This is a genomic window from Actinopolyspora sp. BKK2 (assembly GCF_011291845.1).
In the GTDB taxonomy this organism is placed as follows: Bacteria; Actinomycetota; Actinomycetes; order Mycobacteriales; family Pseudonocardiaceae; genus Actinopolyspora; species Actinopolyspora saharensis.
Map to the genome: position 1 here is coordinate 153,655 of NZ_JAANTE010000003.1, position 12,414 is coordinate 166,068.

At 70.0% G+C, this 12,414-nt stretch carries 14 protein-coding genes and 1 tRNA gene; 9 read left to right on the forward strand and 6 right to left on the reverse strand.

The window, feature by feature from the left end; genetic code table 11:
* Window positions 1-42: 42 nt before the first annotated feature.
* Window positions 43-429, reverse strand: a complete 387-nt coding sequence (locus G9Q41_RS07610) for a DUF5313 family protein (protein ID WP_165632212.1) — start codon at window positions 427-429, stop codon at window positions 43-45.
* Between the two features lie 126 nt (window positions 430-555).
* On the opposite strand from G9Q41_RS07610, the gene G9Q41_RS07615 reads away from it, so the two are divergent.
* A tRNA-Pro gene (locus G9Q41_RS07615) sits at window positions 556-632 on the forward strand.
* 139 nt (window positions 633-771) lie between these two features.
* Entirely contained in the window at window positions 772-2,010 is a 1,239-nt protein-coding gene (locus G9Q41_RS07620) for an MFS transporter (protein WP_165632213.1), read from the forward strand.
* Window positions 2,011-2,197: 187 nt separating this feature from the next.
* Here the strand turns inward: G9Q41_RS07620 and G9Q41_RS07625 are convergent, their stop codons facing one another.
* A complete protein-coding gene (locus G9Q41_RS07625; RefSeq protein ID WP_165632214.1) occupies window positions 2,198-2,503 on the reverse strand; it encodes a hypothetical protein in 306 nt (101 codons plus the stop codon).
* Between the two features lie 241 nt (window positions 2,504-2,744).
* On the opposite strand from G9Q41_RS07625, the gene G9Q41_RS07630 reads away from it, so the two are divergent.
* The 5 genes from G9Q41_RS07630 (at window position 2,745) to G9Q41_RS07650 (ending at window position 6,248) form a co-directional block, all read left to right on the forward strand.
* Entirely contained in the window at window positions 2,745-3,587 is an 843-nt protein-coding gene (locus G9Q41_RS07630; RefSeq protein WP_347567512.1) for a helix-turn-helix transcriptional regulator, read from the forward strand.
* On the forward strand, window positions 3,584-3,862 hold the full coding sequence (locus tag G9Q41_RS07635; protein WP_165632216.1) for a DUF397 domain-containing protein: 279 nt from the start codon (window positions 3,584-3,586) through the stop codon (window positions 3,860-3,862). Before G9Q41_RS07630 ends, G9Q41_RS07635 begins: the two co-directional genes overlap by 4 nt.
* Window positions 3,863-3,893: 31 nt before the next feature.
* A complete protein-coding gene (locus tag G9Q41_RS07640) occupies window positions 3,894-4,469 on the forward strand; it encodes a YdeI/OmpD-associated family protein (RefSeq protein ID WP_165632217.1) in 576 nt (191 codons plus the stop codon).
* 354 nt (window positions 4,470-4,823) lie between these two features.
* The gene (locus G9Q41_RS07645; protein WP_092521935.1) at window positions 4,824-5,375 is read left to right on the forward strand and encodes a GNAT family N-acetyltransferase; all 552 of its coding nucleotides are present in this window, start codon (window positions 4,824-4,826) and stop codon (window positions 5,373-5,375) included.
* 279 nt (window positions 5,376-5,654) lie between these two features.
* Window positions 5,655-6,248, forward strand: coding sequence for a class I SAM-dependent methyltransferase (locus tag G9Q41_RS07650; RefSeq protein ID WP_342751268.1), 594 nt, complete (start codon window positions 5,655-5,657; stop codon window positions 6,246-6,248).
* Here G9Q41_RS07650 and G9Q41_RS07655 read toward each other — a convergent pair.
* The 4 genes from G9Q41_RS07655 to G9Q41_RS07670 all read right to left on the reverse strand — a co-directional run bounded on the left by G9Q41_RS07655 (window position 6,201) and on the right by G9Q41_RS07670 (window position 10,956).
* On the reverse strand, window positions 6,201-7,301 hold the full coding sequence (locus G9Q41_RS07655) for a prenyltransferase (protein ID WP_165632218.1): 1,101 nt from the start codon (window positions 7,299-7,301) through the stop codon (window positions 6,201-6,203). The two genes, G9Q41_RS07650 and G9Q41_RS07655, sit on opposite strands and share 48 nt — an antisense overlap.
* Window positions 7,294-8,022, reverse strand: a complete 729-nt coding sequence (locus G9Q41_RS07660) for a class I SAM-dependent methyltransferase (RefSeq protein ID WP_165632219.1) — start codon at window positions 8,020-8,022, stop codon at window positions 7,294-7,296. Before G9Q41_RS07660 ends, G9Q41_RS07655 begins: the two co-directional genes overlap by 8 nt.
* A 4-nt stretch (window positions 8,023-8,026) precedes the next feature.
* Entirely contained in the window at window positions 8,027-9,265 is a 1,239-nt protein-coding gene (locus G9Q41_RS07665) for a glycosyltransferase family 4 protein (protein WP_092521941.1), read from the reverse strand.
* A gap of 245 nt (window positions 9,266-9,510) precedes the next feature.
* A complete protein-coding gene (locus G9Q41_RS07670; protein ID WP_165632220.1) occupies window positions 9,511-10,956 on the reverse strand; it encodes a GH25 family lysozyme in 1,446 nt (481 codons plus the stop codon).
* 297 nt (window positions 10,957-11,253) lie between these two features.
* Here G9Q41_RS07670 and G9Q41_RS07675 point away from each other — a divergent pair, with 297 nt between their 5' ends.
* Together G9Q41_RS07675 and G9Q41_RS07680 are read left to right on the forward strand one after the other, a co-directional pair.
* Window positions 11,254-11,646, forward strand: coding sequence for a DUF2237 domain-containing protein (locus tag G9Q41_RS07675; protein ID WP_165632221.1), 393 nt, complete (start codon window positions 11,254-11,256; stop codon window positions 11,644-11,646).
* 254 nt (window positions 11,647-11,900) lie between these two features.
* On the forward strand, window positions 11,901-12,401 hold the full coding sequence (locus tag G9Q41_RS07680; RefSeq protein ID WP_165632222.1) for a histidine phosphatase family protein: 501 nt from the start codon (window positions 11,901-11,903) through the stop codon (window positions 12,399-12,401).
* Window positions 12,402-12,414 lie beyond the last annotated feature (13 nt).

Consider the following 12,414-nt stretch of genomic DNA (forward strand, 5'->3'; position numbering starts at 1 on the left):
GCGAGCGGTGAGTTTCGATCAAGCCCCGGTCAGTGGCCCCGGTCAGTGGCCCTGCCTGCGTCTGCGGGTCTCCTCGCGGGTGGTTCTGCGGAGGTCCCGGTGAATGGCCCTGGTCTCCCGTCCGATTCCCGGCGCGTGTCCGTGCTTGATCAACCGGTGCTCGTTCGTCTCGACCATGGCGCTCATCGAGTAGAACAGTCCGACGAGCAGTCCGAGCACCATCGAGCTCGCTCTGATGTACAGCGGCCCCGGCAGCAGCAGGACCGCGACGCAGAGCGGGGTGAGCTGGGTCAGCGCGCGCAGGAGGTGGCGCAGCACCCAGGTCCGGCAGGTGACGTCGTGCAGCACCCACTCGGACAGGTGTGCCGGTAGTTTTCCGCCGAACGTGTACCAGACCCATTGCAGCGCGTTGGGCCTGTGTTTTCCCATCGTCCCGAGGGTAGCTCGCGAAGGCGGGGAGGAACGCGCCCCGGGACGGGCCGCGGAGAACGCGGGGGACCCCCTGTGCGGAGGCCACTCCGGGGTGGTGTAAGCTGATCACAGTTCAGCAGGAAACGGGACGTGGCGCAGTTTGGTAGCGCACCTGACTGGGGGTCAGGGGGTCGTGGGTTCGAATCCCGCCGTCCCGACCAGCGGTCGAGTCCGCTGGCCCGCCGGAAGCGGTGGGCCGGCGGGCTTTTTCGCGTGCACGACACCGCCGAGCAGATCGATCCGCGGACCCTCCGAAAAAAGGCTTTGCGCTCGCCCGTCCGCGCGGTCGAGGCTGGCGCGATGGCCGCGCGGAACCGAACCGAGCCGAGGCGCACCACGTACGGCGACGTCTTCGTCGAACCCGAGTTCCGGACCGTCGTGGTGGGCAACCTGCTCATGCTGCTGGCCGAGACGCTGCGACCTCTCGCGCTGTCCGTGCTGGTCTTCGACGCGACCGACTCGCCCCTGCTGAGCGCCGTGACCTTCGGCGCGGGGTTCGTCCCGCAGGCGATCGGTGGCAGCACGCTGACCGCCCTGGCCGACCGGCTGCGACCGCGCAGGCTGCTCGTGGCCTACGACCTGCTGCAGACCGCGGTCACCGGGGTCCTGGCCGCGCTCCGGCTTCCCGTCTGGGCGGTGCTGGTGCTGGTGGCCACGGCCGGGATCTTCGCCCCGCTCCGGTCGGCCACGACCGGAGCCCTGCTGCCGGAGGTCCTGGCCGGAGATCGCTACGTGCTCGGGCGGTCGATCGTTCAGACGGTCTCCTCGACCGTGCAGATCGGTGGCTACGCGGTTGGCGGTGCGCTGGTGGCTGTCCTGTCCCCGCAGGTCGCCCTGCTGCTTGCCGCCTGCAGTTATCTGGTGGCCGCGGCGATCTGGCGGTCGGGCCTGCGGGAGCGCGCCGCCCGCACGCCCGGGCTCGCACTGGGCGCGACGGTCCGCGAGACGTGGCGCACCAATGTCGGGCTGCTGCGCGGCGACCGGCGGCTACGCGGGTTGCTGCCTGCGATGTGGCTGCCGGTAGCCGCCGTGGCCGGGGCCGAGGCCACGCTCGTCGCCTACGCCGCACGATCCGGCCTCCCGGAGGGCAGCGCAGGCTATCTCCTCGCGGCGCTGCCGGTCGGCATGGTGCTCGACGACGTGGCCGTCGCGCGGGTGTTTCGCCCTGCCACGCGAGCACGCCTCGCCCCCCCGCTCGGTCTGATCAAGGGCGTACCGCTGCTCGCCTTCGCCGCACGCCCCGGCCTGGTCCCCGCCATGGCCCTGCTCTGCGTCGTGGGAATCTGCGTCGCCTACTCGCTGCCGCTGCAGGCGGCCTTCGCCGAACTCGTTCCCGAGAACCTGCGCGGACGAGGCTTCGGCCTGTTCAGCAGCGGCCTCATGACGGCCCAGGGGCTCGGCACCGCGGCGATCGGCGCTCTCGCCTCCGCCTTCGGGCCGACAGCAGCGATCACGGCAGCGGGAGGCCTGGCAGCAACGGCCGTCGTCCTGCTGCGTCGATCGTTCACCACCGCACGGCTGCTTCAGCCGGACCCCTGAGCCGTGCATCACGCCCGTCCGCAGCGGGATCCGGACCGCTGGGATCAAGGCTCGTGGGGTCGAATCCCGCCACCGCGGACCAGCTGTCGAGCCCGCTGATCCGCCGGAAGGATTGAGCCGGCGGGCTCCCCGCACACGCGGCCGAGATCCCAGGGCGTGACCTGCTTCCCTCCCCTGCCCGAACGGTTCACGCCTCGGGCAGCCACACCAGGCGCAGTTCGCGGGTCAGCCCGAACAGCTCGCGGGCGCTCTCCGCCGAGGAGAAGCTGCCCCGCATCCCACCGCCCACGGCGACCAGCTCGGCGCGGTCGCGCAGCGCCATCCCCCAGGCGACGATCCCGGCGTCGGCCCGCTCACCGACCTCCTCGACCAGCGCGAACACCCGTGGCGCCTCGTCCAGGACGAGCCGCTCCACCAGCGCCGCGAACTCCTCCTCGTTTCCGAGCGGTTCCAACTGCTCGGCCTCGACCTCGAGGATCTCGTTGTCGCTCATGACTACCTCCTGACACGCGAGAGCTGCTGATCCGAGCCGGAGCGCACCCCGAAGGAGCAGGCATGATCTCCGACATGACTTAGACACTAAACTTAGCGACTAAGTTTTTCTATCGCCTGATCGAATGGCGTGCTACGCCTCTCCGAGCACAGGAGACACTGTTGGCGAGCACACGCACGTAGTGGAAGATCTGGTCAGACAGGCACAAGAGCGGAGGTCCGGCGTGGTCTCGAGTCCGACCGTGTGGCGCAGGTGGCTGGCTCACGAGCTGACGCGCTTGCGCAAGGAGGCCGCACTCGAACGCGGAGAAGTGGCCGAGAAGTTGCGTTGCAGCACTCAGAAAGTCGGCCACATCGAAACCGCCTTCGTACCTCCCAAGGTCCGCGATCTCGAGGAGATCCTGCTCCCGCTCTACGGCGTGACCGAGGATCGTCGGCCCTACTACGTCCAGGCCGCCAAGGATGCTCGCCGGAAGGGCTGGTGGGAGAGCTACGAATCCGAAGCTCTCCCCGAGTGGTTCTCCCTGTTCGTCGGCCTCGAACAAGGTGCTTCCCAAATCCGAACCTACGAGGCCCAGCTCATCCCCGGTCTGCTCCAAACACGGGAGTACGCGAAAGCAGTAGCACGACGTGGAACGGCGGAGCGAGGACAGGAGCAGATCGAGCAGCACGTCGAGGTGCGGATGAGCAGACAAGAAGCACTGTTCCGTAAGGATGCACCACTGCGTCTGTGGGCCGTGCTCGACGAAGCCGCTCTACTACGTGTCATGGGTGACCGAGAAGTGATGCGTGAGCAACTCGTCCATTTGCTCACGGTGACCGAAACACCGAAAGTCACCATCCAAGTGATTCCATTCGAGCACGGTGCACACGCAGGGCTGATGGGGAGATTCCAGCTCCTGGACTTTCCGTGGACAGGTGATCCCGGGATCGCCTACATCGAGCACCGGGCCGGTGCCCTCTACTTGGAGGAACCCGGCGAAATCGAGGCGCACACCGTGGCCTTCGAGCACCTCTGCGCTCTTGCCCTGTCCCCGGACGACTCGGCCACAATGATCGAGTCGATCACGAAGGAGTACTCATGATCCCGTCCTTACAGCCACACCCGTGCTGGAGGAAGAGCAGCTACAGCGCCGACCAGGGATCTTGCGTGGAGGTGGCAGCTGTCCATCCGGAGGTCACCTGGCTCAAGAGCAGCTACAGCGGGGATCAAGGATCCTGCATCGAGGTGGCCTGTCCGGAAGGCGGTGTGGCGGTGCGGGACTCGAAGGATCCCGACGGAGCCGTGCTGGTGTTCGACCGCCCGCCCTGGAACAGCTTCCTGGACGTCGTGCGGCGGGGAGCCCTGGAGCACGGCTGAGAGCGGGAACCGGTTCTGGTTGGATCGGGGCATGACGACGGAGAACGAGCCGGTGCTCGAATTCGCCTCCGGCGAGGAGTGGCGGGAGTGGTTGGCGACCAACCACGACGGCTCCTCGGAGGTGTGGCTGCGCATCGCGAAGAAGAACGCGGCGAAGACCTCCGTCTCCTACGCACAAGCCCTGGACGAGGCACTGTGCTTCGGCTGGATCGACGCCGTCAAACGCTCCTACGACGACAGCTCCTGGTTGCAGCGCTTCACCCCGCGCAAGTCCCGGAGCAAGTGGTCGCGGATCAACCGGGACAACGCCGAGCGCCTCGTCGAGGAGGGGCGGATGCGCGAGCCCGGCCACCGCGAGGTCGACAGGGCCAAGCAGGACGGCAGGTGGCAGGCCGCCTACGAGTCGCAGCGCACGGCCACGGTTCCCGAGGACCTGCGGCGCGGGCTGGACGCCAACCCGACGGCCAAGGAGTTCTTCGACGGCCTCGACAGCCAGAACCGCTACGCGATCCTGCACCGGGTGGCCGACGCCAAGCGCGCCGAAACCCGCGCTCGCCGGATCTCGCGGTTCGTCGCCATGCTGGCCGAGCACCGCAAGTTGCGCTGAGAACCGGCTCGTCCCACCTCCTACCGCGTTCCGCCGATCAGGCCGTCAACGAGCTCTCGGCCGCGTCGCCGGTGTTGACCACCTCGGTCGGTTCGACGCGCACCGCGTGCACCTCGCCCCCGGCGACGTCGACCGGTTGATTGACCACGAGCGCATCCTCACACGACCTTCCCGGATCTTACGATTTCCGGATCTCGCCGATCCCCCGGTGCGTTCCTCGGACGACCACACCGGGCGCGACCCGCGCCACCTTCGACCGGGGCTGAGCAGCCGGCCGGATCCTGAAGCTCCGCCCGGGCGACGAGCTCCCGCAACCGGCCAGCCGCACGAGCCCAACGGGGGTAGCGTGGCCGTATGGCGTCGTTGTCGCTGGAAACCGAACGACTGCTGATCCGTGACTGGTCCCCCGAGGACGCCGAGGCGGCCTTCCGCATCTACGGCGACCCCGATATCGCCATGTGGCTCACCCCGGTCATGCAGCGGGTCACCGATCTGAACGCGATGCGTGCGGTGCTGGACGCCTGGGTCGAGGCCGCTCCCAACCTGGCCCCGCCCACCGGCAGGTGGGCCATGGTGCGCCGCTCCGACAACGCCCTGGTGGGCGGTCTGGGGCTCCGGCTGCTTCCGCCCTACGAGGAGGACCTCGAGATCCGCTGGCAGGTGCGCCAGGACGAGTGGGGCAGGGGCTACGCCACCGAAGGGGCCCGCGCGCTGCTCGGCTGGGCCTTCGCCCAAGGGGTCGACGAGGTCTTCGCCGTCGCCCGGGCCGCGAACTCGCGGGCCATAGCCACCGCGCGCAACATCGGCATGGAGTGGGTGGGCGAGACCACCAAGTACTACGGGCTGCTGCTGCAGGTGTTCCGGCTCAGGCGCGCCGACTTCGAGGGTCCCCTCGTCTCGTCCTGAACAGACCGGCACGTCCACCACCCCGCCGTCGGTCGTGGACTAGACTTCCGGGCACTCCTGTTCGACGAAGCGGCTTCGCGTCCCCCGCTCGCCCGAACGCGGTGAGTCGCTCCGCGCCCCGGACCAGCGGGACCGCTCACGAACCAGCCCGAACACGACGAAGGGGACCGGTTGAACCACGCCGCGACACAACGGCCCGCCGGGATCGGCTCATCGGAGTCACCGACCGACGTCGTCCCTCCGGACCTGCTCGACGTAGCCCGCCGCGCCACGGGGTTCATGCCGGATCACGAGGGAAGGGCCCTGTTCGACGCCGCAGTGGAGTACCTCGCCGACGGCGTGGGGGTGGAGATCGGCACCTACTGCGGGAAGTCCACCGTCTACCTGGGGGCGGCGGCACGGCGGACGGGCGGAATCGTCGTGACGGTCGACCACCACCGCGGTTCCGAGGAGCACCAGCGCGGCTGGGAGTACCACGACCCCGAGCTGGTGGACCCGCACAGCGAACGGCTGGACACCCTGGGACGCTTCCGCCGGACCATGACCGAGGCGGGGCTGGAGGACCACGTCGTGGCAGTCGTGGGCGACTCGGTCACCGCGGCCTCGATCTGGCGCACCCCGATAACCCTGCTGTTCATCGACGGCAGCCACACCGAGGCCGCGGCCCAGGCGGACTTCGCGAACTGGGCCCCCCGGATACGGCAGGGCGGTGCCCTGCTGATCCACGACGTCTTCCCCGACCCCGCCGACGGAGGCCGCCCGCCGTTCCACGTGTACCGGAGGGCCCTCGACAGCGGGGAGTTCCGCGAAGTCTCGGCCACCGATTCACTGCGGGTGCTGCAGCGCGTCGGTGGCGGTCCCGACGTCCTCTAGGCACCCGCACGCCGCACCGTCCCCGGCCAGTCCCGGGGGCAGCGCCTCCGCGCGGAAGACACCGCACCCGGGGGTGCTTCCGGACAGCGCGTCGGCGGCGAGCACCACCGCGGCGGCCGTCCAGGTGGTGTGCTCCACCGGCCAGTTCTTCCCGTCGGTGTAGACGTAACCCGTCCAGTACGAACCGTCCGCCTCGCGCAGGTGCTGGACGGCGGCGAACAGCTCCCGCGCCGCCGCGCCGAAGCCGACCGCGTCCAGGCTCAGCACGAGCTCGCACGTCTCGGCACCGGTCACCCAGGGACGGTCGACCACGCACCGCGCGCCCAACCCGTCCACGACGAACTCGTCCCAGCGCCGCCGCAACCGCTCACGCGCGGGCTCCCCGCGCAGTGCACCGCCGAGGACCGGGTAGTACCAGTCCATCGAGTAACGCTCCTTGGCGGTGAAGACCTCCGGGTGCTCGCGCAGCACGTGGCCGAGACGCCCCAGGGCCATCTCCCAGCTCGGCTGGGGCCGCCCCAGCCTGTCGGCCAGCGCGAGCGCGCAGCGCAGGCTGTGGTGGATGCTGGAGCAGCCGGTCAGCAGCGCTTCCGGCATCGCCCGACCGTCCGCGCCCAGCGCCCAGGCGATCTCGCCCCGGGGACGCTGCGCGGAGAGCACGAAGTCGATCGCGTCCCGCACGCTCGGCCACAGCCTGCGCGCGAACGCGAGATCCCCGGTGACCTGCAGGTGGTGCCACACGCCCACGGCCAGGTAGGCGCAGAAATTGGTGTCCGCGCCGGGGTCCTCGACCTCTCCCCCGCGGATCCGGATCGGCCACGACCCGTCCGGGCGCTGCGTGCGCGCGGACCACTCGTAGGCGCGTTCCGCCGCGGTGAACATGCCGCCCGCGGACAGCGCCATGGCCGACTCCACGTGGTCCCAGGGGTCCACGTGCCCGCCGGGGTACCAGGGGATCGCCCCGGAGTCCTCCTGGACCGCCGAGATGGATGCGACGGTGACCTCCACCTCGGTCGCCGACAGCACTCCGTCGACGGCCGGGAGCTCAGGCAACTGCCACCCCCGCGGGCTTGTACAGGTAGGTGACCACGCTCTTGCCCAGCACCGGGTCCAGCAACCGCTCCAGCGTCCGGGTCAACCACGGCGCGCTCAGCATGTCCCACACCAGCATGCGGTGGTAGAGCCCGGTCAGCGGATGATCGGTGCGCTCCACCCCGACCGCGCACTTCAACCACCAGTACGGGGAGTGCAGCGCGTGCGCGTGGTGGTGGTGGACCGGGCGCAGCCCGGCGGCCCGCAGCCGGTCGAACAGCTGGTTCCTGCGGTAGATCCGCACGTGCCCGCCCTCGACGTCGTGGTACCGCTCGGACAGCGCCCAGCACACCCGCTCCGGGAAGCGACTGGGCACGGTCACCGAGACGCGCCCGCCCGGTTTGAGCACGCGCACCAGCTCGCGCATGGCCTGCTCGTCGGCCGGGATATGTTCGAGGATCTCCGAGGCGATCACGTGGTCGAAGGACTCGTCCGGGAACGGCAGGTCGAGGGCGTCGCCCTGCACGGTGGTGGCCTCCGCCCCGTCCGGGACCTCGCCCTCCTGCTCCATGGCGGCGAACATCGCCGACACCTCGGCGAGGTCCTGCTCCGCGTGGTCGAAGGCGACCACGCGCAGTCCCCGGCGGTAGAGCTCGAAGGCGTGGCGGCCCGCGCCGCACCCCAGGTCCAACACCCGTTGGCCCGGTCGCACCCCGAGCGTGTCGAAATCCACCGTCAGCAAAGCCTCACTGCCCCTTCCTGCTCGATTCGATGGCTTCGGCGTAGCAGTCGACCGTGGCCGCGGCCACCGAAGCCCAGCTGTAACGCGCGAGAACCCGGGACCGTCCCGCTCGTCCCAGCGCCGCCCTCCTGTCCGGGTCGTCGAGCAGGGCACCGAGCCTTCCGGCCAGCGCCCCCACGTCGGCGGGCGGCACCAGCTCGGCCGTGCTCCCGTCGGTTCCGACCACCTCGGGGATCGCGCCGGCGCGACTGGCCACCAGCGGAGTGCCGCAGGCCATGGCCTCGACGGTCGGCAGCGAGAACCCCTCGTACAGCGAGGGGACGCAGGCGATCTCGGCCGAACCGAACAACTCGGCCAGCCGGGTGTCGCTCAGCCCGCTGACCGTCTGGACGATGTCACCGATCCCCAGCTCCTCGATCAGCCTCTCGGTGGGGCCGCCCCGGACCGGGTTGGCGACCAGCACCAGCTCGACCGGGCGCTCGGTGCGCAGCTTGGCCACCGCCTCGAGAAGGGTGTCGATCCCCTTCATCGGGGTGTCGGCGCTGGCCATGGCGACGATCCTTCCGGGGGTGCGTGGCCGCTCCGGTGGCCGGAAGACCTCGGAATCGACCCCGAGCGGAACGACCCGCAGGTTGTCCTCGGGAACCCCGAAGTCGTTGACGATGTCCTCGGCCGAGGACCGCGAAACGGTCAGCACCCGCGGGATCCGCCGGGCCACGCGCCGCTGCATGCGCAGGAAGCCGTACCAGCGCCGCAGGGTCAGCTTGCGCCACCCGCGGGCCGCCGCCAGCTCCACGCGCCGGTCGTGCGTGATCGGGTGGTGCACGGTGGCGACCAGCGGGATCCCCGCGCGGCGCAGGCCCAGCAGCCCGTACCCCAGGGACTGGTTGTCGTGCACCACGTCGAACTCGTGAGCCCTGTCGCGCAGGATCCGCGCCGCGCGCAGGCTGAAGGTGAGCGGTTCGGGGAACCCGGCCGTCCACATGATGCCCAGCTCCGCGAGGTCGAGCGGGCCGCGCAGCTCACGCGGGTGCGGAGTGCGGAAGGGGTCCGGCTCGCGGTAGAGGTCGAGGCTGGGGACCCTGGTCAGGCGCACCCCCTGGTCCAGTTCCGGATACGGCTGTCCGGAAAAGACCTCCACCTCGTGCCCCAGCTCGGCCAGCCCCCTGCTGAGGTGGCGAACATAGATCCCCTGCCCGCCGCTGTGCGGCTTGCTTCGGTAGGACAGCAGAGCGATTCGCACGATTCACCTCACGTACCCGGAACATCACGGGACCGGAGAACCGAAACGTGTTTCGGTCCCGGAACCGGGCTAAGCTTACCCGGTGGTAACTCGAACCGGTCACCCTCCTGGGAACAGGGCCGGAACGCCGCCGGATCGGCCCGTGCGCACCTTCCGGACACGGGCGCTCCTCGGCGGACGCCACCGGTGAAAAAGTGGGGCGCCCACCATCAGGTGAGCGCCCCACGAGGTTTCCCGGTTCGGGATCACTTGGTGAGTTGGAGCAGATCTTTCCCACTGCCCTGGAACCGGTTGATGTCCACGGGCCCGCTGATGCCCGGGACGGTCCCCTTGTTGGTGTACTGCCAGAAGGAGTAGTTGCTCCAGCCACCGGGCACGCTCGGCTGGGAGACCCCGTAGGAGGCCAACCACAGCGGGTACTCCGAGAAGGCCTGCGAGCCGGCCATGCAGTTGCTCCAGAACGAGGGGCTGGCGTAGATGATGCCCTGCTGGCCGGTCCTCGACTGCACGCGGTCGAGGAAGGCCTGGGTCCAGGCGTGCATCTGCCCCGTCGTCTTGCCGTAGCACCCGCCGGTGCTCGGCGACACCTCCAGGTCGAGCACCGGGGGCAGGGTCCGGCCGTCGTTCACCGAACCCATGTTGTCCATCAGCCGGTCGGCCTGCGCCACGGCCGAGCCGTTCGGCCTGCCGAAGTGGTAGGCGCCCGCGAGCATGCCCGCGTCCTTGGCCCCCTGGAACTGCTGCTGGAACATCGGGTTCGTGAAGTTCCCGCCGTCAGTGGCCAGCACGAAGGCGTACTTCTGCCCGGAAGCCGCCACCCGGTTCCAGTCGATGCTCCCGTTGTGGTTGGACACGTCGATGCCGCTGGCGTTCGGGCCGATCGCCGCGGCCGCCTCCGGGGAGATCCTGCTGCCCGAGCGGGACTGCTTCTCGCCACCCTCCGAGCTCTTGGACTTGCCGGAGCTCTTGTCCGAGCCGTCGTCCTTGCCGGGAGCCGGGGCGCTCAGCACGCCGGGGTCGTCCGCCTGGGTCCGCTCCTGGGAGGGGATGTCGACGGTGTGCGCGGCCGGAGTGGTCGTCTGCCCGCCGGTTCCCTGGCCTGCCGTGCCCACGATGATGGCCAGCACGCCCACGGCCGCGGCCGCGGCGGTCAGCTGGACCGAACGCGCGCGGGGCGCGACCCTGTGCCTGCCTCCGGTGTCGGGGAGCTTCGCGCGCAGCCGGGAGAGGTGCGGCTCGATCCTGGTCCGGACGCGCTCCAGCACCGGAGCGAGTCGCCGCCGGACCTCGCGAACGGCAGGCGCGCACCACGCCGCGACTCGTTCGACCGCGGGCGCGATCCGGTCGCGGACGCGCTCGACGAGCGGCACCAGCCGCTCGTGGGCGCGGCGCATGCGGGGGGAGAGCCACTGCACGGCTCGTTCGGTCAGTGCGGCCAGCAGCGCCAGGAACCGCCGAACCCAGCGCACGATCCGGTCACCGGTGCGCTGAGCGGCGGGACGTGCCCACTCGGCGGTTTCGTGCGCGAACCGCTCGGTGCGTCGCGTCGCGCGCTGCAGGAAGGTCTCGTCGCCCGAAGCGTTCGGGGGGCGCTCCGGGGACGTCCGACGCTCGGTGGCGTCCGCCGGCTCCGAAGAGCCGACCGGTTCTCGGGGTTCTTCTTCGGGAGTATTTTGGCCGGGGGGATTCACAGGTCCCCAGACTCCCAGCACTTACCGTGCACGTAACCGCCGGAAAACACGTAGTCGACTACCTAGATTAGCCCCCTCGGGCCACGAGAAGCAGTCACTCGAAAACAGTGCGTGTTGACGATCTTCTCGACTTCCCCGGCACCGGACGCCACGGCTCCCCTGCCCCGCGTCACCCGGGCACGGCCGCCCCGCCTTCCGCTGCGCGAAGTTCCCGCGGCACGGGACGCGCGAGCACTCGAGCGGAACGCGCTGCACTCATCCGGTGATCCGTGTCGGCAAAACTGCCATCCTGGGAACATGACCGATGAACGCAATGTACTCGGCGAACCGCTCGAGCAGTGCGGTACCGATCCGGTGACCGGCTTCTACCGCGACGGGTGCTGCACCTCCGGGCCGGAGGACACCGGCAACCACTCGGTGTGCGCCGTGGTGACCAGGGAATTCCTCGAACAGCAACGGGAGGCGGGCAACGACCTCACCACCGCCCGGCCGCAGTACGGCTTCGCGGGCCTGCAGGCGGGGGATCGCTGGTGCGTGTGCGCCGCGCGCTGGCTGGAGGCCTACCGGGCCGGAGCGGCACCTCCCGTGGTCCTGGCGGCCACCCACGAACGGGCGGTCGAGGTCGTGCCGCTGGAATCGCTGCGCGAGCACGCCGTAGACGTTCCCGCCGACCCGAGCGCACTGACCTGATCCCCCGAACCCGTGACGAAGAACTGCGCAGGAGTCGAGGCCGGCACCTGAGACGGCGCCTCGGGAGCGCCGGGGCCACCTCGAGCAGGTAGCACCACCACCTGCCCTGCCTGCGTGCGACCCATCCGACTCACGCCCCCGAGCCACGCGCTTTCCAGGCTCAAAGCACCCGGACCGGACCACCTCTTCGGCAGAAGTTCGCGGAGCACGGCACCGGTCCGCGGTGTCCGGATCCCGTGAACGGAGTACACGGCATGAACCCAGAGGACCGACTGCTGATTCTGCTGCGACACGCGAAAGCGGACCGGCACTCCTCGGCAGGAGACCACGAACGCCCGCTGGCCGAACGCGGCCGAACCGAGGCTCCGCTGGCGGGGTCCTGGTTGCGGGAGCACGGTTACACCGTCGATCGCGTGATGTGTTCCACGGCCGCCAGAGCACGTCGAACCAGTGAACTGGCACTTTCCGAGATCGACGACTCGCCCGGGGTGTTCTTCGACCGCCGGATGTACGGCGCGGACGTGGGCGGGCTGCTGGAAGTCGTCCACGACCTTCCGGAGGAGGCCCGCACGGCCGTGCTGATCGCCCACAACCCCGGTCTTCAGGAGATGGTCGGGCTGTTGACCGGTGAGGAAACCGAGCTCAGGACCTCGGCGATCGCCGTGCTCCGCTTCCGGGGCACTTGGAAGGACGCGGACGCGGGGCGAGCCACCCTCGAGACCGTGGCGACCCCGCGGGCGCAGAACGGGGCGTGACCGGCGGACACCG

Excerpts from the sequence above, each read along its gene's own strand:
- G9Q41_RS07675 (WP_165632221.1), top strand. The coding sequence starts at position 11,254 with ATGACCGATGAACGCAATGTACTCGGCGAACCGCTCGAGCAGTGCGGT.
- G9Q41_RS07645 (WP_092521935.1), top strand. The coding sequence starts at position 4,824 with ATGGCGTCGTTGTCGCTGGAAACCGAACGACTGCTGATCCGTGACTGG.
- G9Q41_RS07610 (WP_165632212.1), bottom strand. The coding sequence starts at position 429 with ATGGGAAAACACAGGCCCAACGCGCTGCAATGGGTCTGGTACACGTTC.
- G9Q41_RS07625 (WP_165632214.1), bottom strand. The coding sequence starts at position 2,503 with ATGAGCGACAACGAGATCCTCGAGGTCGAGGCCGAGCAGTTGGAACCG.
- G9Q41_RS07635 (WP_165632216.1), top strand. The coding sequence starts at position 3,584 with ATGATCCCGTCCTTACAGCCACACCCGTGCTGGAGGAAGAGCAGCTAC.
- G9Q41_RS07620 (WP_165632213.1), top strand. The coding sequence starts at position 772 with ATGGCCGCGCGGAACCGAACCGAGCCGAGGCGCACCACGTACGGCGAC.
- G9Q41_RS07680 (WP_165632222.1), top strand. The coding sequence starts at position 11,901 with ATGAACCCAGAGGACCGACTGCTGATTCTGCTGCGACACGCGAAAGCG.
- G9Q41_RS07640 (WP_165632217.1), top strand. The coding sequence starts at position 3,894 with ATGACGACGGAGAACGAGCCGGTGCTCGAATTCGCCTCCGGCGAGGAG.
- G9Q41_RS07650 (WP_342751268.1), top strand. The coding sequence starts at position 5,655 with ATGCCGGATCACGAGGGAAGGGCCCTGTTCGACGCCGCAGTGGAGTAC.